The sequence below is a fragment of the Akkermansia sp. NBRC 115031 genome (assembly GCF_030268505.1).
GTDB classification, from domain to species: domain Bacteria; phylum Verrucomicrobiota; class Verrucomicrobiia; order Verrucomicrobiales; family Akkermansiaceae; genus Akkermansia; species Akkermansia massiliensis.
Window position 1 is genome coordinate 1 of sequence record NZ_BSQU01000008.1, and the last position, 22,379, is coordinate 22,379.

General features: G+C 58.8%; 15 protein-coding genes. 1 reads left to right on the top strand and 14 read right to left on the bottom strand.

Features of this window, described 5'->3' with window-relative positions:
* Positions 1-210: 210 nt before the first annotated feature.
* The 8 genes from QSJ36_RS10910 to lepA form a co-directional block, all read right to left on the bottom strand.
* On the bottom strand, positions 211-861 hold the full coding sequence (locus tag QSJ36_RS10910) for a PEP-CTERM sorting domain-containing protein (protein ID WP_180971104.1): 651 nt from the start codon (positions 859-861) through the stop codon (positions 211-213).
* Between the two features lie 421 nt (positions 862-1,282).
* Positions 1,283-2,218 carry a DMT family transporter gene (locus tag QSJ36_RS10915; protein WP_102721170.1) on the bottom strand — a complete coding sequence of 312 codons (936 nt, stop codon included), beginning with the start codon at positions 2,216-2,218 and terminating at the stop codon, positions 1,283-1,285.
* Positions 2,215-2,559, bottom strand: coding sequence for a cupin domain-containing protein (locus QSJ36_RS10920; protein WP_102729726.1), 345 nt, complete (start codon positions 2,557-2,559; stop codon positions 2,215-2,217). Before QSJ36_RS10920 ends, QSJ36_RS10915 begins: the two co-directional genes overlap by 4 nt.
* Positions 2,560-2,564: 5 nt before the next feature.
* Positions 2,565-3,980 carry a cysteine--tRNA ligase gene (cysS, locus tag QSJ36_RS10925; protein WP_285468663.1) on the bottom strand — a complete coding sequence of 472 codons (1,416 nt, stop codon included), beginning with the start codon at positions 3,978-3,980 and terminating at the stop codon, positions 2,565-2,567.
* 121 nt (positions 3,981-4,101) lie between these two features.
* Entirely contained in the window at positions 4,102-5,658 is a 1,557-nt protein-coding gene (locus tag QSJ36_RS10930; RefSeq protein ID WP_102727658.1) for a beta-N-acetylhexosaminidase, read from the bottom strand.
* A gap of 114 nt (positions 5,659-5,772) precedes the next feature.
* On the bottom strand, positions 5,773-7,518 hold the full coding sequence (locus QSJ36_RS10935) for a sulfatase (RefSeq protein ID WP_102721174.1): 1,746 nt from the start codon (positions 7,516-7,518) through the stop codon (positions 5,773-5,775).
* A 318-nt stretch (positions 7,519-7,836) separates the two neighbouring features.
* Positions 7,837-8,820, bottom strand: coding sequence for a thioredoxin family protein (locus tag QSJ36_RS10940; protein ID WP_102727659.1), 984 nt, complete (start codon positions 8,818-8,820; stop codon positions 7,837-7,839).
* Between the two features lie 162 nt (positions 8,821-8,982).
* Positions 8,983-10,782 (bottom strand): translation elongation factor 4, encoded by a 1,800-nt coding sequence (gene lepA / locus QSJ36_RS10945; protein WP_250716144.1) that lies wholly within the window; start codon positions 10,780-10,782, stop codon positions 8,983-8,985.
* Between the two features lie 258 nt (positions 10,783-11,040).
* On the opposite strand from lepA, the gene QSJ36_RS10950 reads away from it, so the two are divergent.
* Positions 11,041-11,244 (top strand): hypothetical protein, encoded by a 204-nt coding sequence (locus QSJ36_RS10950; protein ID WP_102715161.1) that lies wholly within the window; start codon positions 11,041-11,043, stop codon positions 11,242-11,244.
* A gap of 19 nt (positions 11,245-11,263) precedes the next feature.
* On the opposite strand, the gene QSJ36_RS10955 is transcribed toward QSJ36_RS10950, so the two are convergent.
* From QSJ36_RS10955 to rplL, 6 genes are all read right to left on the bottom strand, one after another.
* A complete protein-coding gene (locus QSJ36_RS10955) occupies positions 11,264-11,899 on the bottom strand; it encodes a GyrI-like domain-containing protein (protein WP_102721178.1) in 636 nt (211 codons plus the stop codon).
* 90 nt (positions 11,900-11,989) lie between these two features.
* On the bottom strand, positions 11,990-12,697 hold the full coding sequence (locus QSJ36_RS10960; RefSeq protein ID WP_146024191.1) for a hypothetical protein: 708 nt from the start codon (positions 12,695-12,697) through the stop codon (positions 11,990-11,992).
* 104 nt (positions 12,698-12,801) lie between these two features.
* Positions 12,802-13,098 (bottom strand): hypothetical protein, encoded by a 297-nt coding sequence (locus QSJ36_RS10965; RefSeq protein ID WP_285468664.1) that lies wholly within the window; start codon positions 13,096-13,098, stop codon positions 12,802-12,804.
* Between the two features lie 362 nt (positions 13,099-13,460).
* Positions 13,461-17,657, bottom strand: a complete 4,197-nt coding sequence (gene rpoC, locus QSJ36_RS10970; RefSeq protein ID WP_285468665.1) for a DNA-directed RNA polymerase subunit beta' — start codon at positions 17,655-17,657, stop codon at positions 13,461-13,463.
* Between the two features lie 73 nt (positions 17,658-17,730).
* Positions 17,731-21,669 carry a DNA-directed RNA polymerase subunit beta gene (gene rpoB, locus QSJ36_RS10975; RefSeq protein WP_102721181.1) on the bottom strand — a complete coding sequence of 1,313 codons (3,939 nt, stop codon included), beginning with the start codon at positions 21,667-21,669 and terminating at the stop codon, positions 17,731-17,733.
* 201 nt (positions 21,670-21,870) lie between these two features.
* Positions 21,871-22,242, bottom strand: a complete 372-nt coding sequence (gene rplL, locus QSJ36_RS10980) for a 50S ribosomal protein L7/L12 (RefSeq protein ID WP_022396951.1) — start codon at positions 22,240-22,242, stop codon at positions 21,871-21,873.
* Positions 22,243-22,379: the final 137 nt, after the last annotated feature.

Below are 22,379 nucleotides of genomic sequence, written 5' to 3' on the forward strand. Positions count from 1 at the left end.
ATTGTGTGAGACACTTCATATCGAAATTCCAAATGAGTATAGATAACTGCAAATAACAGTTTGTAGGGGAGTTCTGATACTCCCCTATAAAAATGGCTATTTATCAACTGTTTGTTGTGACATAGCCTTTAAAAAAACAGGACCGTTTCCCGGTGGGGGACGGTCCTGTTTTAGTAAAGGAATAAAGCAGAGATTAAATGATGCTCCCGCTTATACGCGGCGGCGCAGGAGCAGGGCGGCCAGTCCGAGCAGTCCGAGGGAGGCTGTGGCCGGTTCCGGCACTGCGTCCCCGTGGAGGGCCAGTTGGGAAAGCCCCAGGAAGGTGCCCCCGGTGTTGGGTGCCTTGGCGTTCACGGTGAGGGTAAAGGTTTCTCCCGCCTTGACCGTGACCGGGGTATTGAAGGAGGCTTGCTGGATGTCCGCTGTCGGCGTGCCGTTCTTGTCGGCCTGGACGCGTTCGAAGCTCAGATCAGCCGTGGCGGAGGAATCTCCGGCGGCCAGCGTGACGGTAGCGGTTCCCGTTTTGGAATCTGTGTTTCCGTGCCGTGTTCCGGTACCGGTGACGAATTGGAAGCCCAGGTTCAGGGAAGAGATGATGATGTCCTGCGTAGCCGTGAAGGAAAAGGTGACGGTCCATCCGGCGTTGTTATTCTGCATTTGGACATTGGGGACAAGGAGGTCCGCAGCCAAATTGCCGGAAAGGGATGTGGAAGGATTGGTGAGCGAGACGGAAGCGCCGTCCAGAAAGTCACTGTCCACATTGATGGCGGTCTGGCGGAACTGGGTTTCATACAATGTCGTTGCCGCTTGTACGCCGGAAATGCACAGTAAAAAAGCTGGGATGGAAAGAAGCTTTTTCATGCGCTCCATACTAGCGGATTAGATATCCGGTAACGGAGAAGGGAAAATGGAAGTGAATGATGGAACACATCCTCAATGATTCATGAATACGGAACTTCATTGCATCTTGAACGTATTTCTGATTATTCCCCTTTTCCCGCGGTGAAACTCGTTTTTTTTCAAAAAATTTTGTTGTCTGCGGATATCTAATCCGCTAACAGACATCCTGCCACGGTATAATAGAATGAATGTTTGCCTGAAACGGAAGATAACAGGCGCATGGCATGCCTGTTATCCTGGCGAATGAATCAGAAGCATGAAAAAGAACAACCATGCTCTGGGGGCGGAAAGCGTTGGAACGCCGGAGGCATTCCATCCGGGAATATTCGCCAGCCGTTTTTCTTCCTGGAAAAAACAGCATGATTCCGGAAAGCAGGGGGAATCAGCCTTTTTGCAGAACGGGCTTTTCTCCCTTTTCTCTGATGCTCTTCCGCGTTTTTTTCCTGTACTCGGAAATCGTGACGCCGCAGAGGGTCAGGAGAATCCCCGTCAGGGATATCCAGGTCAGGCGTTCCCCCAGGATGATGGCGGAGGCCACTACGGCCACGACCGGAACCATGTAAATGTACACGCTGGATTTGACGGCTCCCAGGATTTCCACCACGCGGTTCCAGGAGAGGAAGCACAGGGCGGAGGCAAACAGGCCCAGGTACAGCAGATTGAGGGTGTTGACGGGCTTCACCATCAGATGCCAGTCCATGTTCACCGGAAGGACGAACAGGGCCGGAATCATCAGTACGATGCCGTAAAAGAAGATGCGGCGCGTGCAGATGATCATGTTGGACGTGTTGACGCCGATTTTTTTCATCAGGATGGAATAGACCGCCCAGACGAAGGCCGCGCCCAGAGCCAGCACGTCCCCCGCCGGGTTCAGTTCCAGCACGAAGGCGCCGTTCGCCATGATGAGGAAGATGCCTGTGAAGGCGGCGGCGAAGCCCAGGAAGAAGCGGCGGGAGAAGCCCTCCCCTTTCAGCAGGAAGTGGGCCAGAAGAGCCGTGAAGAAAGGCACCACGGCCACGATGATGCCCACATTGGAGGCGAAGGTGTACGTCAGGGCGATGTTTTCCAGCAGGAAGTACAGGGTGACGCCGGTGAGGCCCGCTCCCGCGAACAGGAGTTCCTTTTTCCAGCCGGAGAGCGGAAGCAGGCGCGGCTTCAGGCACCAGAGGAAAGCGTACCCGATCACGAAGCGGGTGAAGAGCACCGTGACGGGGGTAAAGTCCCGGAGAAGCACCTTGGTGGACACGAAGGTGGTCCCCCAGATCAGGATGGTCATCAGGGCGGCGGCATGGCCCAGCGTGCGTTGGCGGGAGTTCATCGGGTTGTAGGTAGTTGGGGGGCGCGGGCGGCTTCCAGCGTAAGGCCTACGATTTCCGCCGGTTCCGCGCTCCTGTTCCAGACGGCATGACGGACGCCGCCGGGCACGAGCAGGGATTCATGCTCACGGACCGTTTTTTCCTCTTCGTCAAGCAGGATAACGACCGTTCCGCGGGTGACAATGAATAAATGGGCGTGGGCGTGGCGGTGCGGGGAAAGAGGGCCGCCGCCTCCGGGTTCCATGTTGGCGAAGGCTCCGTCCTTCAGGGTTCCCTGCGCATCCGTGAACAGGCTCCTGGCCGTGAAGCCCGTGTGGTTGGGGATAGGGGAGAAAGCGTCCATGCCGTTCAGTTGCGCGCCAGGTCGTACCCGTCCTTGCGGTCCTTGATGGTCCAGCCCAGCACCGTTACTTCCGCCCGCAGGCGGTCGGCTTCCGCCCAGTCCCGGTTCTGCCTGGCCTGCCAGCGCTGTTCCGCCAGGGTGCGCACGTCCTCCGGCGCTTCCGCCTGTTCCTCTTCCGGCAGAAGAATGCCGAAAGCGGCCAGAATGAAGTGGAAGGCGTTCCGCATGCGGCGCGCTTCCTCCGGAGTCAGGGAGGGAACATCCGCCTTCCTGATGGCGCTGAAGACGTGGCCCAGGGCTTCCGGAGTGTTCAGGTCATCATTCAGGCTATCCCAGGCCGGCTGGAAGATGCCCGGTTCCGGGGGGGCGGCGCAGAATTCCTCATAGGACGGAACGGAGTCCGTTCCGGAGGCGTTCCGGAGCTGCGTGTCGAATTTGGACAGGCGGTTCAGCGCGGCTTTGGCGTCCTCCAGGGAGGAAAGGGTGAAGTTCAGCGGGCGGCGGTAATAGCCCCCCGCCAGCACGTACCGGACGGCTGACGGCTTGTGGCCCAATTTGTCCAGGTCCGCCAGGGTGTACATGTTGCCCAGGGATTTGGACATCTTGCCGCCGTCCACCAGCAGGTGCGTGATATGGAACCACAGGCGCGCAAAACCGCCGCCGCAGGCGCAGCGGGACTGGGCAATCTCGTTTTCATGGTGCGGGAACACCAGGTCCACGCCGCCGGAGTGGAGATCGAAGTCATTGCCGAAGTATTTGTGGATCATGGCGGAGCATTCCAGGTGCCAGCCGGGGCGGCCTTCCCCCCAGGGGGAGGGCCAGAAGTTGTCCCCGTCTTCAGGGCGGCGGCTTTTCCACAGGACGAAGTCCGCCACGGAGTCCTTTTCATATTCATCCGCGTTGGACCGGGCATTGGCGGTTTTGCCCAGATCCAGTTCCCGTTCATCCAGGTGGGAAAGCTTTCCGTATTCCGGGAAGGAGGAGATCCTGAAGTACACGGAACCGTCTTCAGAGACATAGGCATGGCCTTTTTCCACCAGAGCCTGGACCATCCGTATCTGTTCGGGAATGTGGCCTACGGCGGAGGGTTCCACGTGGGGTGGAAGGCAGTTGAGGGCGGTGCAGTCCCGGTGGAACAGGTCCGCCCAGCCGGCGGTGAATTCCGCCAGGGATACTCCGGCTTTTTGGGAATCCCGGATGGTCTTGTCATCCACGTCCGTCAGGTTGCGGACGTGCATGGTGGGGGTTCCGCCCAGCTCCAGAACGCGGCGGAAAATATCCTGCATCACGAAGGTCCGGAAGTTGCCGATGTGGGCGGGGCCGTACACCGTGGGTCCGCAGCAGTAGAAACGCAGCGTTTTTCCGTCCATGGGGGAAATGTCCTGTGCCGTTCTGGTGCGGGTATCGTAAAGGTGTAACATGGCGGAACGATTAGAAGGGAAGAGGGCCCTCCGGTCAAGCGGGAAAAGAAGGCCGGGGACCTGCGGCTGCGCGCGTCCCCGGCCTTGAAGGAATCAGATGGCGGCGAGAGGCTGGAAAAGGTTATTTGCCCGCGTCCTGCTGGCCCTTCTTATAGTTCGCGTTGATGCGGTCTATTTCTTCCTGGGTGATGGAGGATTCCCGGTAGGGCTTGTTTTCCACCGTGCGTTCCAAGGTGTAGCCGAAGCGCTTCTGGAAGCGCTTCTTATGGGTTTCCATCTTCTTTTCAAAGTCTTCCAGGCTGGGGCGGTCCTTATGGCTGCCCCAGGCGGTTTCAGAGACCGCCATGGCCCGCGGATAGGTCATGTACATCAGCAGTTCGCCGGAGGGAATCCATTCCGCCCACATGCAGAGGTTGATGCCCTTGATGTGCTTGACGTCGTTCTTGTCACGCCCGTTGCGGGGGTCGAAGTTGTAGCAGTCTTTCAGCAGGATGGGGCCGCCGCCGGGCCGGGCGCGCACGTCGTCCGCCGGGAATTTCATCTGGGTGCGGGCCAGGTAGTACTTGTACTGGGGGGTGACGATGAGGTCGATGCCCTGTTCCTTGGTCTTGTCAATGCAGCGGGGGAATTCTCCCGGCAGCCAGGACATGACGGTTTCCCCCTTGTGGTAGTAGCCTTTGTTGATGTCGTACCACAGGATGGGCTTTTTCTTGTTCTTGGCAAGCATGGCTCCAAGGCTCTTCGTGAAGTCGCTCATCTGGGCTTCCACGTCGTCCCCCTGGCCCTTCTTGGCGCGCGCGGCCTGGCAGTCCGGGCACTTCTTCCAGTCGCCCATGGGGCATTCGTCCCCGCCGATGTGGACGTACGAGAAGGGGAATATCTGGTTGACGGTGTCAAAGGTGTCCTTGAGGAATTTCTTGGTGCCCGGTTTCTGCGGGCAGATCAGCTTGGAGGAAACGCCGCCGTGCGTCCATACCTGGGCCCGTTTGGTGTTGCAGCAGAATTCGGGGTAGGATGCGGCCAGGGCCATGTTGTGGCCCGGCATTTCCACTTCCGGCAGCACCTGGATGCCGCGCGCCTTGCAGTAGGCCACCAGGTCCTGGAGTTCCTTCTTGGAGTACATGCCTTCATTGGCCAGCAGGGAGTTGTTCTGGCCTTCCGGAGCGGAAGGGCGGACCGCTCCAATCGTGCGGAGCTTGTCGTAGCCCGGCACGGGGAGGCGCCAGCCCTGGTCTTCCGTCAGGTGGAGGTGCAGGACGTTGTACTTGTAGTAGTGCATGGCGTCCACGAAGTTGTAGAGCTCCTTCATCGGGTAGTGGTAGCGGCCCACGTCCACCATCATGCCGCGCCAGCCAAAGTCCGGGGAGTCCTGGATGCTGCCGCAGGGGAGGCCCTCCGGCGTGTCCGAGAGCTGGTCCTGAAGCTGGAGAAGGGTAGCCATGGCCATGGCTTTCCCGTTGGGCGTGCTGTAGCGGAGCTCCACGCCGCCGGGCGTCAGCTTCATGGTGTAGCCCTCGTTTCCCAGCCCGGCGACCTTCTGTTCGTTCAGGATTTTGAGGTTTTTGGTGGTGCCGGAAGCCGCCGTCACTTTGACGGGTTCCGGAATGATGTTGTAGGGATTGGTTCCGGCCCAGCAGAGGGAGCCCAGGAACGCGGCCGCTAGCATTAATGCTTTCATGTGATGATGTTTGGTGATGGTTGTTGTTTGGGAGGATGTACGGATTCCGTTCCGCCGCCGTCCGGGTTGGACCCGGAAAGCGTTCTTTCAAAAGGAACCGGGGCGTGGAAGTTCTCAGTCTTTGGCGGGTGCGCAGTCCCACTGCGGCTTGACGGCCAGCTTGCCCGTGGCTCCCGGGAAGCCTTCCGGCACCTGGCAGTCCTTGCGGAGCTTGCCGTACAGTTCCTTCAGCTCCTTCACGGTTTCCGCATATTCCGGCTTGTTGATAACGTTGTGCATCTGGGCCGGATCCTTCTCGTTGTCAAAGAGCATCCATTCGTCACTGGTCCAGAGGTAGGACAGCGTGTAGCGGTCCGTCCGCAGGCCGTCGTGCCGAGGGGCATTGTGCTCGCCCGGGTTTTCATAGAAGGCGTAATAGAGGGGACGGTCCCTGAAGTCCTGGTGTTCCCCGGTCTTGAACAGCGGGGCGAGGCTGCGGCCCTGGAAGGTGTTCATGTTTTCCGGAGTGGCCGCACCGGCCACTTCACAGAAGGTAGGGGCGTAATCCAGCTCCTGCACCATGGCGGCGGAACGCACGCCGGGCTTGATATGGCCGGGCCATTTCATGATAAGGGGCATGCGGAAGGATTCCTCAAAAATCCAGCGCTTGTCGTACAGGCCGTGTTCGCCCATGTAGAAGCCCTGGTCTCCGCAGTAGAGGACCAGCGTATTCTTATCCAGTCCGTTCTGCTTCAGGTAATCCATGATCTGGCCGATGCTTTCGTCCACGGAAAGCACGGTGCCCAGGTAGTCCTCCATGTAATGGCGCCAGCGGCGCAGCAGGATGTCGCGCTGGGTCTTGATTTTTCCGCTTTTAATGTCCTTCACGAGCTGGACGGTGCGGGCCTTGTGGTAATTGTACCAGGCTTCCTTCTGCTGCGGGTCCATGCGCACCCATTCCGGCATTTCCCAGTCGTACTGGGTATGCAGGGTCTTGGATTCCGGGCAGGAGAGCATTTTCTGAATGTCTTCCGGCACCACGTCCTTGATCAGGTGTTCGTCAGACCAGACGTTGAAGTGGTTGAGCAGGGTCTGTTCCGTCATTTTCAGGAATTCCGGGCGGTCTGCAAAGTCGTCTTCCAGGTTGGCGGGCGGGTCAATGGAGTCCGCATACTGCTTGGCTCGGCCCAGGTTCTGGATGGAGGGGCACCAGCAGCGGTGCGGAGCCTTGTGGCCCACAACGAGCATGAAGGGCTTGTCCTTGTCCCGCTGGTCAAGCCATTTGAGGCTTTTCTGCGTGACCAGCTCCGTGGCATAGCCGGGTTCCGTTTTCACCACGCGCTTTCCGTCCTTGCCGGGGGTGATGAAGTCCGGGTTGAAGTAGTTGCCCTGGCCGGGGAAGATTTCCCAGTAGTCGAACCCGGTTGGGTTGGACTCATACTTGGAGGTGTCTCCCTTGGCGCCCGGCGGGATGGCTTCCAGGTGCCACTTGCCGACAATGGCGGTCTGGTAGCCGGCCTTCTGGAGCATTTTCGGGAAGGTGGGCTGGGAGCCGTCAAAGGGAGCCGCATGTTCATTGAACAGATAGCCGTTCATGTGGGAATGGCGCCCCGTGTAAATGCAGGCGCGCGACGGTCCGCACAGGGAGTTGGCGCAGTAGCTCCGGTCAAAGACCATGCCTTCGTCCGCCAGCTTGCGGAAGTTCGGATAGGGCATGGGAGAATCCTTGTCACAGGTTCCCAGGGTCTGGTAGGAGTGGTCATCAGTAACAATAACCAGGATATTGGGGCGCTGGTCCGGAGCCTGCTTCTGCGGCTGGGCCGCGGAAGCAGGCAGGGAACAGGCCGCAAGCATCAATGCGGTGACGGCATGGCGGTTCATCGTTGGAATTATGAATTAAACAGGTGAATGGTTGAACAGGGGCGGCAGGATTTGTCCGGAAGAACATTGCTGCCAGTATGGAAAAAGACCACATCCCCGAAAGAAAGAACTGACAAAAGAGAGTTTTAGGAAAAATAAAACATCAGTTTTATATTTCAATATAAAAATGGAGGGAACGCCGGAACGCATGAAGATGGGCCCTTCCGCCGGGCTGCCAGCGGAAGGCGCAGCCCAGTCTGAATGAAGGAGATGACGGCGAATTTCTGCGGGGGGGCCTCCAGCCAAGGGCGTGCCGTGTTATGAAAAAAAACCGCCGGATCAGGCGCCGCGCGGGCCGGGCCGCTCATTCCGTCCCTTGTTTTCATGGGCTTCTTTCTGCTCCAGAAGCCATTTCCTGTCTTCAAGGCTGAGTCTTTTCAGGGACGTCCTGCTCTGGTGGCCGTCCAGTTCCTGGAGCCAGAGGGTCTGGTTTTTCTCCGAGTAGCGGGAAAGCTTGGCGAAGACGGTGTTTCCATTGACGCCCGTCCAGACGCGATAGCCTTTGGGAGTCAGCGTTTTCTTGAATTCTTCATATTGCTGGCCGGCCAGCTTGACGCTATTCTTGATCTGGTCGAAGTAAAGGGCGTTTTGTCCGGTGTAATAGCCGCGCAGCGTGTCCACCTTGGTGCCGTCCGGAGACATGACCAGAAGCACGGGGGTACCTCTCACGCCAAACAGGGAAGGGGCCTTCTGCACATACTCCAGCATTTTCTTGCGCTTCTTATAAACCGGTTCGCTCTCGAACTTTTCCGCCTGGTCGTAACAGACGCGGACGACATTCTTTTTCGCCCAGTCTTCAAATTCCTTCGTATGGAGAAGTTCCGCCGCCAATTTCTTGCTGGGAGGGCTGCCCGCGGAATGGTGGAACCAGATCAGGATGGGCTTTCCACTGCTCTGGGCTTCCCGGAGGGCGGAGGAATAGCTCTGGATCCACCGCTGGTTTTCCTTGCGCTGGGCGAATGCCTCCTCAAGTCCGGGGATGGGGGCGTCCGGGTCGTGGGCGTCCGTGTAGTAAACGGCGCCGCTGTCCGCCTTCCTCATTTCCTCCTGCGTGGTGGCGGTGAGCTGGTGGGCCTGCTGCTGGCCCGGCGTGGTGCCCAGCAGTCCTGTCGGCACATTGGCGATGGAATTGGCCATGTTGTCCTGCATGTATTCCGAAAGACTCTTTTTCACTTTCGGTTTTCCCGGTTCCGGAGAGGTCCCCACGCAGGAGCAAAGGGCGGCAGAGGCAAACAGAAGCATGGATAGCCTGGGCAGACTCATGCCCGATCTGATAACATAACCGGGGCCTCTTCGCAACCGGGAATTGATGACCCCTGCCGCAAGTTCCGGAGGCGGTTTTTACCGCTCTGCCGTTCCTTGGCAACCGCGCCCGGTTTCCCGGCTTTCTTTTCAGGAAAGGCCGGGGCGAATGGGCTGCCGGGATCAGTCCCCCGTTTTCAGCACCTTGATGAACGCTTCCTGCGGGATGTTGATTTTCCCGATGGCTTTCATGCGCTTTTTGCCTTCCTTCTGCTTTTCCAGAAGCTTGCGCTTGCGGGTGACGTCACCGCCGTAGCATTTGGCCGTCACGTCCTTGCGCATGGGGGAGATACTTTCACGTGCAATGATCTTGCCGCCGATGCAGGCCTGGATGGCGACGGTGAAGAGCTGGCGGGGGATGACGTTTTTCAGGCGTTCCGCCAGTTCCCGTCCGCGGGAGGCGGCCTTGTCCTGGTGGACGATCATGGAGAAGGCGTCCACCGGTTCCCCGGCGATGAGCATGTCCATCTTGATGAGCTTGGCGGCCTGGTAGCCGGCGTATTCGTAGTCCATGGAGCCGTAGCCGCGGGTCATGGATTTGAGCTTGTCGTTGAAATCCACCAGGATTTCCGCCAGCGGCACGGTGCAGGTGAGCATCACGCGCGTGTCGTCAATCGTTTCCGTGTTGGTCACGCTGCCGCGCTTTTCCAGGACAAGCTGCATGATGTCCCCGATGTATTCCCCGGGCAGCATGATGAACACCTTGACGATGGGTTCCCGGATTTCCTGAATTTCCTGCGGTTCCGGGAGCAGGCTGGGATTGTCCACGTTCGTTTCCTCCCCGTTGGTCTTGGTGACCTCGTAAATCACGGAGGGATAGGTGGAGATGATGTCCATGTTGAATTCCCGGCGCAGGCGCTCCTGGATGATTTCCATGTGGAGCAGGCCCAGGAAGCCGCAGCGGAACCCGAAGCCCAGGGCCACGGAGGATTCCGCCTGGAAGGAGAAGGCGGCGTCATTGATTTGGAGCTTGGCCATGGCGGCCTTCAGGGCTTCAAAGTCGGAGGAATCCACCGGGTAAATGCCGGAGAAGACCATGGGGCGGATTTCCTTGAAGCCGGGCAGGGGGGACGGGCACGGGCGCGTGTAGTCCGTGTAGGTGTCACCGATCTTGACGTCCGCCGCGGATTTCATGTTGGCGATGATATAGCCCACATCGCCGGCTTCCAGGGAGTCCGTCCGGGTCATCTTGGGGGTGAAGATGCCTACTTCCTTCACTTCATACACTTCATCCGTCGCAAAGAGTTTCACCTTCATGCCGCGCTGCACGCTGCCGGAGATGACGCGCACATAGGAGACCACGCCGCGGTAGGCGTCATAAACGGAGTCAAACACCAGGGCGCGCAGGAGGCCGTCTTTTTCCGTTTCAGGCGGGGGGATGCGCTGGACGACAGCTTCCAGGATGTCGTCAATGCCGATGCCCATCTTGGCGGAAGCGTGGATGGCTTCCTCATGGGGGATGCAGACGATGTCCTCCAGCTGGCGGTATACGTTGGGAAGGTTGGCGCTGGGAAGGTCGATCTTGTTGATGACGGGGATGATGGCCAGATTCAGGTCCATCGCCAGGTGCATGTTGGCGAGCGTCTGGGCTTCCACGCCCTGGGCCGCATCCACGATGAGCAGAGCGCCCTCGCAGGCCGCCAGGGAACGGGACACTTCATAGGAGAAGTCCACATGGCCGGGTGTATCCAGCAGGTTGAGCTTGTAGGTTTTTCCGTCCCTGGCCTTGTAAAAGATGGTCACGGGATGGGACTTGATGGTGATGCCCTTTTCCCGTTCCAGGTCCATGGCGTCCAGAAGCTGATCCTGCTTTTCCCGTTCGGAAATGGTATTCGTCTTTTCCAGCAACCGGTCGGAAAGGGTGGTCTTTCCGTGGTCGATGTGAGCGATGATGGAGAAATTGCGAGTCAGTTCAATGGACATGGTGGTCTCTACCCTTCTAACGTGAGTGCCCTGTGCGCGGGGAGGGTAACACAGCCCATGCGGCGGTCAAGACCGGAGCATGACTGCCGCCTGTTCCCTGCCGGAGCATCGCGCCGCTCCGGCTTCATCCGTTCCGGAAAAACCGTCATTCATGACGGGGCGGAACCGGGAGATTGAACATGAAGGGGAAGGGAAGGCTCTTAACTGGTGCAGGCACGCGAGACCTTCTCCGTGCAATCATTTTTACTTAGCCAGCATATGAAATCCTTTTTAGCCGCCATTCTGAGTTTATTCGTTCCCGGCCTCGGGCAGTTGTACAAGGGGCACTTCGTCCAAGCCATCATCTGGTTCCTGGTGGTGGGTGCGGCCTACGGTCTCCTGTACTGGTTCATTTTCGCCCTTGTTCCGATTGTCCTGCATATCATCTGCATTCTGCAGGCATACTTCATGGACAACGAATGAGCCTGTCCGGACAGGAAGCTTAACGCCTCCTTACCGGAATGCGGAGAATGGTCTTCAAGCGTTCCGGAGGCGTTTTCCGGGGATCGGACAGGTAAATTTCATGATGGGTTCGTAAGCCTTCCATGTCCGGAAGAAGCGTCTCCTGTTCCATGAAAGAGCGCATGCGGGCCAGCGTGGCCGGTTCATCGTCATAAGGGCCCGTGTGAAGGCACTGCACGCAAAGACCTTCCCGGAAGGAGTCCAGGCGACCGGCCTCCGTATCAAGGTGAGGTTTTTTCATGGCGACCTGCTCCTGCGCATACGCCAGGGTTTCCTGCGTGACGAAGCCGGGCTGCCGGATCATGGATATCCAGCGGAAATCCTTTTTGCTGACGGGCGCCTCTGGTTCGCAGCCCCACCACAGGCCTTCCAGCGGGGGCACGACGTATTCCCGGTAGCCGGGGACGGGGAAAGTTCTTTTCTTGCCTCCCATGCGAACGGCATAGGATAACGCATAAAGCAATTCCACGGCGTGCTGGTAGGCTCCTTCCGGCTCATTGGGGTCTCCCTCCCCGTCCACCATGAAAAAGTTCATTTCCGGGACGTCCGCCAGCACGGGGTGTGCAGGAGGGAGGTAGAAGCGTTTTTCTTCTTTTTTAAAATCCAGAGGGGACATGGGCGCAGCCTATCAGGAAAGGGGGAAACGCGCACGAATAAAAAGGCTGTTCCTCCCGGAGGAGAAGCAGCCTTTTTTGAGAAGAATGCGTCAGGCTCTGCGGCGGCGCATCATCAGCGCAGCCAGTCCGAACAGGCCCAGGGAGGCGGCAGCCGGTTCCGGAACGACAGCCAGCGTGCCTTCCAGGGAAATGTCCGTGACAACGGCGTTATTTCCGTTATTGCCTCCGGCACTGCCCAGAACGGCATAAACCTTGCCGTTCCCGTTCGCCTTCATGGCGGACATCTGTTCGTCTGTCAGGTTATAGGAAACGTTCCAGACGGAGCCGTTGTTGCCCCGGCTTTCCTTGCAAAGATTCACGAATTCACCGTCAGCGGTTTCATACCAGAGGGAATAGGTAAACGTGGGGCCGGTACCCGGAGGCGTAAGGGAGAAGCTGAAGGTCAGCCCTTCATAGGCCTGGATGTTTTCAATGGTCATTTTCAAGCCGGCGCAGACGCCTGCCGTGCCGTTCATGTTGGGCAGGGTGATGGACTGGTTTGCCGTGTTGACGGAGGCTTGCCCCCACTTCATGTCGCCATTGCCGGTGGTGGTGTACCATCCGTCGGCCCGTCCGGCAGGCCCCAGCCAGTTCTTGACGTCGGCAGCGGTAATGCCGTTTCCGGCAAGGCGTCCGGCGGAGTTGTATCCCTGGCCCGTGATGCTTGCAATGTCGGGCATCAGTTCAACGGTAGCCGCCGATGCGGTAGCCGCCAATCCTGCCAGCCCAAGACAAATGATACATAGTGTTTTCTTCATATCCTTACAGAGAGTTAAAAGGTGTTTTACAATTGCGGATTAGCAATCCGTTATGAATGAAAAACGGGGGAGGTATTTCTGCCGCCGCAGGGAGCACTGCATGACTATGTGGCAAATAAAATACAGGCGTCCGTCAGGATGCACTGGCTTTCAGAAGATAAAGTTCGCCGCCGCTCAGTTTTATGCTTAGCAGCCGCAGCAGCCAGCGGCGCTCCGTGTAGGCGCCAGTCCGATTCAGGAAAGTGTCGGGCCCTAGGGAAACGGCTTTCAATAATTACAGCACTGTTCAACGCAAATTCCTTGCCCTTAAAATTGGAGCTTGACTCCGGATTGCTAATCCGGTGAAGCCCTTCTTTTTGTATAGATAAAAACGCAAGATATTCTCTGTGAAAATCTTGCATGTTTTAATATTTCACAATAACCGCTTTTTTTCTAAAAAAGGAGAGCTTTTATCAGATTCGGCATTCATCTTCCGGACGGCGTGTCCCTGCCTATCTCCCCATGGCAAGAGGACGGGCTCCGCTGTTTCTTGCCACAAAAGGCGGCTTGTGATGGAGCAGCGGTTTTCCGGTTCCTGCCGGAGCGGGAAGTGGCGGGAAGCGTCACATTCCATGTGGGCAGGAAGGGGAGTATCCGGCATAAAGCTGAAAGGCGGGACCGGAGGCATTGAGTCCCTGTCCGGCATCCTTCCCATCCGGGCATAAAAAATGCGGGGCCTTCCGGATGAAGGCCCCGCAGGTTGAGGTGTTATCTTGGGAACGGCTTAGCGTTCGTTGTCGAAGTTGATGGTATCGTTCAATACGTCTTCGGTAAGTTCGGCCGCTTCCTCTTCTTCGCTGGCCAGCGCGATTTCTTCAGCGCCCTCCGCGGGTTCCACTTCAATCTTGCTGTACCGGGAGAAACCGGTGCCTGCAGGGATAAGGTGGCCCATGATGACGTTCTCCTTGAAGCCTTCCAGCGTATCGGTCTTGCCGAGGGTGGAGGCTTCCGTCAGAACGCGCGTGGTATCCTGGAAGGATGCCGCGGAGATGAAGGATTCCGTTTCCAGGGAGGCCTTCGTGATGCCGAGCAGAACGGGCTTGGCCGCGGCCGGCTGGCCGCCCTGGGCTACGGTCTGTTCGTTGATGCGGTCGAAGGTGGTCTTGTCCACCTGGTCGCCCCACAGGAATTCGGTGTTGCCGGGTTCCGTGATGACAACCTTGCGGAGCATCTGGCGCACGATGATTTCCACGTGCTTGTCGTTGATTTCCACACCCTGGAGGCGGTACACTTCCTGAACTTCGTTGACGAGGTGTTCCTGGAGGCTTTCCTTGCCGCAGACATCCAGAATTTCTTCCGGGGAGACGGGGCCTTCCGTAAGCTGGTCGCCCAGATGCACATGGTCGTCTTCATGGACGATGACGTGCTTGTTCATCGGCACCAGGTGGTCCACCAGTTCGCCCGTAGGCGTTTCAATGGTGATGACCTTCTTGCCGCGGGAGGTGTTCTTGCTGCTGAGGCGCACAATGCCTTCCACGCGTGCAATGGTGCAGGCGTCCTTGGGCTTGCGGGCTTCAAACAGTTCCGCCACGCGGGGCAGACCGCCAGTGATGTCCTTCGTCTTGGCCACCTTGCGGGGCGTCTTGGCCACCATCGTGCCGGCGGAGATGGTTTCTCCATCCTTCACGGTGAGGTTGGCGCCTGCGGGAATGGCGTGGTGGGCCAGGACTTCCCGGGTCTTGGCGTCACGGATGACCACCTGCGGGTGAAGTTCCTGCTTGTGTTCCATCACGACGAGGGAGGAGGTGCCGGTTTCACGGTCCGTTTCCTTGGAAACGGTGATGCCGACAATCATGTCCTTGAATTCGACCACGCCGCCCTTTTCAGCAATCACGGGCACGTTGTACGGGTCCCAGGTGGCGAGGGTTTCATCCTTCTTGATGGTGCCGCCGTTGGGAACGTACAGGATGGTGCCGATGACGGGCTGGTAGGATTCCAGCTCGCGGCCCTGTTCGTTTTCAATGCGGACGGAGCAGTTCTTGTTCAGCACGACGAAGTTGCCGTCTGCGTTTTCCACCGTGCGGAGGTCTTCCGTGTAGATGACGCGGCCATCGTTCTTGGCTTTCACGATGGGCTGCTTGAACGCCGTGGTAGCCGTGCCGCCCACGTGGAACGTACGCATGGTGAGCTGCGTGCCGGGTTCACCGATGGACTGGGCGGCAATGATGCCGACCGCTTCCCCGATCTTCACTTCCTGGCCGGTGGCCAGGTTCAGGCCGTAGCACTTGGCGCAGCAGCCCTTCTTGAGTTCGCAGGTGAGCACGGAACGGATTTTCAGCTGTTCAATGCCGATCTTTTCCAGTTGTTCCGCCTGCTTTTCATTGATGAGGTCGTTAATGTCCACGATGATTTCACCGCTGACGGGGTCAACGATGCGTTCGCAGGAGGTGCGGCCGTAGATGCGGGAGGCGAGGGACGCCACTTCTTCATCGCCGTCATAGATGGCGTGAACGGTGATGCCGTTGCTGGTGCCGCAGTCTTCCGCGTGGACGATGACGTCCTGGGCCACGTCCACCAGCTTGCGGGTCATGTAGCCGGAGTCAGCCGTCTTCAAGGCGGTGTCAGCCAGACCCTTGCGGGCGCCGTGGGTGGAGATGAAGTATTCCAGCACGGAGAGGCCTTCACGGAAGTTGGCCGTGATGGGACGTTCGATAATTTCACCGCTGGGCTTGGCCATCAAACCGCGCATGCCGGAAAGCTGCTTGATCTGCGCCTTGTTGCCTCGAGCGCCGGAGTCCACCATCATGAAGAGCGGGCTGGCCATCTTGGAACCTTCGTTGTGTTCCAGCTTGCGGTACAGGGCCGCCTGGATCACGTCCGTGGTCTGGGTCCAGATGTCCACCACCTTCTGGTAGCGTTCACCGTCCGTGATGATGCCGTTTTTGTACTGGCGGGTCACCTTGTCCAGTTCCGCATAGGCTTTCTCGATTTCCGTCTTCTTCTGGGAGGGAACCACCATGTCCACGATGCCGATGGAGCAGCCGGAACGGGTAGCTTCCTTGAAGCCCAGGTTTTTCAGGGAGTCCAGGGTTTGCACGGTGCGTTCCTTGCCTACGGTCTGGTAGCAGCGCCAGATGATGTCGCCCATCTGCTTCTTGCCCACGTTGCGGTTGATGTAACCGAGTTCCCGGGGCCAGATTTCATTGAAGCGAACGCGTCCGGCGGTGGTGACGATAACCTTCTTGGTCACGTCTCCGTACACTACTTCGGAAGGCTTCTTGCCGTAGTCCGGGTTGTGCAGGCGGATCCAGTCATGGTAACCGATCTTGCGGGCGGCAATGGCGTATTCCACCTCGTCAATGGATTCGAAGAGGGGGAGGTGATGATGGTTGTCCTGGTTATTCTGCACTTCCGCGGCGCGGGTGTGCGTGAGGAAGTACGCGCCCAGAATGATGTCCTGCGTAGGCGTGGCAATCGGCTTGCCGGAGGCCGGGGAGAAGATGTTGTTGGGCGCCAGCATGAGCTGCCGGGCTTCCATCTGGGCTTCCACGGACAGCGGCACGTGCACGGCCATCTGGTCACCGTCGAAGTCCGCGTTGTACGCGTTACAGACGAGCGGGTGCAGGCGGATGGCGGAGCCTTCAATCAGGACCGGTTCAAAGGCCTGGATGGAGAGGCGGTGCAGGGTGGGGGCGCGGTTGAGCATCACCGGGTGGCCCTTGGTGACTTCTTCCAGGATGTCCCACACTTCCGGCGTCTTGCGGTCGATGAGCTTCTTGGCGGAGCGCACGGTGTGCACATAGCCCAGCTCCTTCAGGCGGTGGATAATGAAGGGTTCAAACAGGATGAGGGCCATCTTCTTGGGAAGGCCGCACTGGTTGAGCTTCAGTTCCGGGCCAATCACGATGACGGAACGGCCGGAGTAGTCCACGCGCTTGCCGAGCAGGTTCTGGCGGAAACGGCCTCCCTTGCCCTTCAGCATGTCGGAGAGGGACTTGAGGGGGCGGTTGCCGGCGCCGGTGACGGCGCGGCCATGGCGGCCGTTGTCGAACAGGGCGTCCACGGCTTCCTGGAGCATGCGCTTTTCATTGCGGATGATGACTTCCGGAGTCTTGAGGCTCAGGAGGGTCTTCAAGCGGTTGTTGCGGTTGATGACGCGGCGGTACAGGTCATTCAGGTCGGACGTGGCGAAGCGGCCGCCTTCCAGGGGAACCAGCGGGCGCAGGTCCGGAGGAATGACGGGCAGCACGTTCAGGATCATCCATTCCGGGCGCGTGTTGGACTGGAGGAAGCCCTGGGCCAGCTTCAGGCGCTTGGCGATCTTGCGCTTGTTCTGCTTGGAGTTGGTGTTGTCCAGTTGTTCCTGGAGGTCCGTGACGAGGGTGGCCAGGTCAATGGAGGCCAGCATTTTCTGGATGGCTTCCGCGCCCATGCCGGCTTCAAAGCTGTCATAGCCGTATTCGTCTTCCGCGTTGCGGAATTCCTCTTCCGTCAGGATGGCTCCTTTCTCCAGGGGAGTGCTGCCGGGGTCTACCACGATGTAGTCTTCATAGTAGATCACGCGTTCCAGATGGCGGGCGGTCATGTCAAGCATGAGGCCGATGCGGCTGGGCATGCACTTGTAAAACCAGATGTGGGAGACCGGAACGGCCAGTTCGATGTGGCCCATGCGTTCGCGGCGCACGCGTGCGTTGGTTACTTCCACGCCGCAGCGGTCGCAGGTGATGCCCTTGTGCTTGATGCGCTTGTACTTGCCGCAGGCGCATTCCATGTCGCGGGTGGGCCCGAAGATGCGTTCGCAGAACAGGCCGCCTTTTTCCGGCTTGAACGTGCGGTAGTTGATGGTTTCCGGGTTGACGACTTCACCGAAGGACCAGCTGCGGATGGTATCCGGGTCCGCCACGGTGATGGCAACCTGGTCAAAGGTCCGGGGCTTGTCGCTCAGACCGTGCATTTCCCTAATGGTGGGGGTATCAGACATATATTAAAAGTTTTGAAGAATGTTTGATGCCCACTCCCGCGTCTTGCGGCACGGGAGTGGAATACGGTGGATATTAGAATTTGAGGTCGGAGAAGTCGACGTCCGCCAGGCCGGCCATGTCGTCGCTGTCAAAGCCTTCCGTCATGCCGTCCACGGGAGTGAGGTCCGTATCGCCGAGCTGCAGGGAGGGTTGTTCATCCTTGCTGCCAGGGCGCACGTTCAGGCCCAGGGACTGCATTTCCTTCATCAGAACGTTGAAGGATTCCGGAGTTCCGGCTTCCAGCGTATTGTCACCCTTCACGATGGATTCGTAAATGCGGGTGCGGCCCTGCACGTCGTCGGACTTGACGGTGAGAAGCTCCTGGAGGGTGTAGGCGGCGCCATAGGCTTCCAGCGCCCACACTTCCATTTCCCCGAAACGCTGGCCGCCGTACTGGGCCTTGCCGCCCAGGGGCTGCTGCGTGACCAGGCTGTACGGCCCCACGGCGCGGGCGTGAATCTTGTCCGCCACCAGGTGGTTCAGCTTGAGCATGTAGGTCTGGCCTACCACCACCGGGTTGTGGAAGGGTTCGCCGGTCAGGCCGTCATAGAGGGTGCTCTTGCCGCCCACCGTGCCGTCCTTGCCGTCGCCGATCCAGGTGAATCCGTCCACCTTCTTGGCTTCCGTCATGTAATTCCAGATGGTTTCTTCACTGATGCCGTCGAACACCGGGGTAGCCACCTTGAAGCCGAGGGCCCTGGCAGCAATGCCAAGGTGGGCTTCAAGCACCTGTCCCACGTTCATTCGGGAAGGCACGCCCAAGGGGTTCAGCACGATGTCCACCGGAGTGCCGTCCGCGAGGAAGGGCATGTCCTGTTCCGGGACGATCTTGGCGACGACGCCCTTGTTGCCGTGGCGGCCGGCCATCTTGTCGCCCACGCCGAGCTTGCGCTTGGCGGCGATGTACACCTTGACTTCCTTCAGTCCGCCGGGTTCGGATTCGTCCCCGGATTCCATCTGGTCCAGCCTGTGTTCGCGTTCGTCATCCAGCTCCGTGAAGCGGCCTTCGAAGGAGGTGATGATTTCCAGGATCTTGTTGCGGATCGGGCTGGGTTCGATTTCGATGTGGTCGTGCACCAGGGCCAGCTTGCGCAGCAGGGTCTTGGTGATCTTGCGGTTGGCCGGGATGATGATTTCACCGGTCTGCTCGTTGACCACGTCCAGCGGGATCTTTTCACCCAGAAGAATGTCGGAGAGCTTCTTGGTCAGCTGGTCAATGAGCTGTTCCTTCTTCTTCTTGTGCTCGTCATTGATCTTCTTGAACTGCTTTTTCTTTTCCGCGCTGTCCACGACGAGGTCGCCGCGGTGGTGGCCGGAGCCCGTGGAAGAGATGCGAACGTCCATCACGATGCCGGTGCAGCCGGAGGGGACGCGGAGGGAGGTGTCTTTCACTTCCGCAGCCTTTTCACCGAAGATGGCGCGCAGCAGGCGTTCTTCCGGAGCCAGTTCCGTTTCAGACTTGGGAGTGATTTTACCGACGAGGATGTCGCCGGGCTTCACTTCCGCGCCGATGCGGATGACGCCGTCATGGTCCAGGTTTTTCAGGGCTTCGTCACCGGCGTTCGGAATGTCGCGGGTGATTTCTTCCGGGCCCAGCTTGGTGTCGCGGGCCTGCACTTCAAACTCGGAGATATGGATGGAGGTGAAGGTGTCTTCCTTCACGGTTTTTTCGGAGATGACGATGGCGTCTTCGAAGTTGTAACCGTTCCACGGCATATATGCCACCAGCACGTTGCGGCCGAGGGCCAGTTCGCCCTGGTCCGTGTTCGGGCCATCCGCCAGCACGTCGCCGGTCTTGATCTTGTCGCCGCGGCGCACGATCGGACGCTGGTTGATGCAGGTTCCGGCATTGGAACGCATGAACTTGCGCAGGGGATAGACGTATACGCCGTTGTCGCGGTCCGTGCGCACGCTGTCAGGATCGGACAGGAAGACTTCCGGACGCACGGGCAATTCCCCGTCCTTCGTGGTGATGATGACTTCAGCCGTGGCGGAAGCCACGATGCCGTCCGCTTCCGCCAGAACGACGGAACGGGAGTCCCTGGCGCACTTGCCTTCAATGCCGGTTCCCACGTACGGGGATTCCGCCACCATGAGAGGCACGCCCTGGCGCTGCATGTTGGAGCCCATCAGGGCGCGGTTGGCGTCATCGTGTTCCAGGAAGGGAATGAGGCCTGCGGCGATGGAGACGAGCTGCTTGGGAGACACGTCCATGTAGTGCACGTCCGCCGGGTCCACTTCAATGAACTCGCCCTTTTCGCGGGCGGTCACGCGGGAGGTGGTGAAGTTGCCCTGTTCGTCCAGCGGGTTGTTGGCCTGGGCGATGAGGTAGCCTTCCTCCTGGTCGGCGGTGACGTATTCGATGGTGTTGGTGACCCGGCCATTTTCCACCTTGCGGTAGGGCGTTTCAATGAATCCGAATTCATTGATGCGGGCGTAGGTGCACATGGAGTTGATCAGACCGATGTTGGGGCCTTCCGGCGTTTCAATCGGGCAGATACGGCCGTAGTGGGAGGGATGCACGTCTCGCACTTCGAATCCGGCGCGGTCGCGGTTCAGGCCGCCGGGCCCCAGGGCGGAGAGGCGGCGCTTGTGCGTCAGTTCCGCAAGGGGGTTGATCTGGTCCATGAACTGGGAGAGCTGGGAACGGCCGAAGAAGTCGCGCACGACGGCGCTGAGGGCCTTCGGGTTGATGAGCTTGCTGGGCGTCACGCCTTCAATGTTCTGGTCAATGAGGGTCATGCGTTCCTTCACCAGGCGTTCCGTGCGGGCGAGGCCCACGCGGCACTGGTTGGCCATGAGTTCGCCCACGGCGCGCACGCGGCGGCTGCCCAGGTGGTCGATGTCGTCCACCATGCCTTCGCCCTTCTTGAGGCGCAGGAGGTACTTGAGGGCGGCCAGGAAGTCTTCCGCCGTCATCAGGCGCTGGTCCAGGCTGGTGTCCAGACCGAGCTTCTGGTTGATCTTGTAGCGGCCCACGCGGGTGAGGTCGTATTTCTTGGGATCGTCAAAGAGCCGCTTGAGCAGCGTGCGGGCCTGGGCGGCCGTGGCGGGATCGCCGGGACGCAGGCGCTTGTAGATTTCCTTGAGGGCGGATTCCTCGTCATGGGCGGGATCCTTCTTCAGGGTCTTGATCAGCACGTCGTCCTCGCTCTGGTCGATGACGTCGATTTCCTTGATGCCGAACTGGAGGAGCTGGCGAACCACGCCCATGTTGAGCTGTTCGAAAGCCTTGGCAAGAACGAGATCCTTGTCCTTGATCGTGTCCACGGCCACGAGGTTGTGCAGGTCTTCCTCCGTCATGTCTTCGCTCAGGGGAAGCGTGCGGATGTCGTAGAACTGGCTGACGATATCGCGGTCCGTCTTGAAGCCCAGATAACGCATGAACGTCGTCGCAAGGAACTTGCGGCGGCGGCGGCGGCGGTCAAGGTAGACGTAGAGCAGGTCGTTGGTGTCAAACTGGACTTCCAGCCAGGAGCCGCGGTCCGGAATGATGCGGAAGGAGTGGAGCAGTTTGCCGTTCAGGTGCTGGGCGCTTTCAAAGCAGATGCCCGGAGAACGGTGGAGCTGGGACACGATGACGCGTTCGGCGCCGTTGATTACAAAGGTGCCGCGGTTGGTCATCATGGGGAGTTCACCCATGTAGACCGTTTCTTCCTTGGATTCGTTGTCGGACTTGAGCTTGAAGGTGACCTGGAGGGCGGCGCTGTAGGTTTCCCCGGCGCGGATAGCCTCGTAATCGCTCATCTTCGGCTGTTCGATGTCGTAGGAGACGAAGTCGAGCTCAATGTTTTCGTCATAGCTCTTGATAGGAAAGATTTCCTTCAGAACGCCGTGTAACCCGATGTTTTTCCTGGCCGCGGCCGGGGTGTCCTGTTGTAGAAAATCGAAGTATGATTGAAGTTGAATTTCAATAAGGTTCGGAGGTTCGATGACTTCCTTGATATTCCCGAAGTAGAGTCGCTTTGACATGGGCTGCTGTGGCGGAGATGTTATGGGTTTGCATCCTAAAAACCCGGATGCTGGGTTGATTGGTTCCTTCCTTGGGAGACGGAACCGACTGGAAGCGTTTTGACGGGTAAAAAGCCTCTAGTCGGTCACGCGGGATGTGAAGACGAGGAAGCGCAACAGGAGAAAAACGGGTCTTCTCCTGTTGCGCGGGAAGTAAAAAGCTTACTTGACGTCCACCTTGGCGCCAGCTTCTTCCAGCTTGGCTTTGGCGGCGTTAGCTTCGTCCTTGGAGACGGCTTCCAGGATGACGGCGGGGGTGCCTTCAACCAGTTTCTTGGCGTCCACCAGGCCGAGACCGGTCTTCACTTCGCGGACGGCCTTAATCACGGCGATCTTGTTGGCGCCGGCTTCCGTCAGGACGACGTTGAATTCGGTCTTTTCTTCTTCAGCTTCGGCAGGAGCGGCAGCGGCAGCGGCGGCTACGGGAGCAGCGGCGGAAACGCCCCACTTTTCTTCCAGAAGCTTGACGAGGTCGGCAGCTTCCAGGATGGTGAGGGTACCGAGTTCTTCAGCGATTTTGTTAATATCAGCCATTGTATTGTTTTCTAGTTTGGTTTCGAGTCGCGCCAAGAGCCAACTTGGCATTTCAGTTCTCCGGCTGGAGTTCCGACAAGGAACCTGTAGGAGAGTCGGGCCCGGTTTTCACACATTTGGCTAGAGTGCAACCGGGC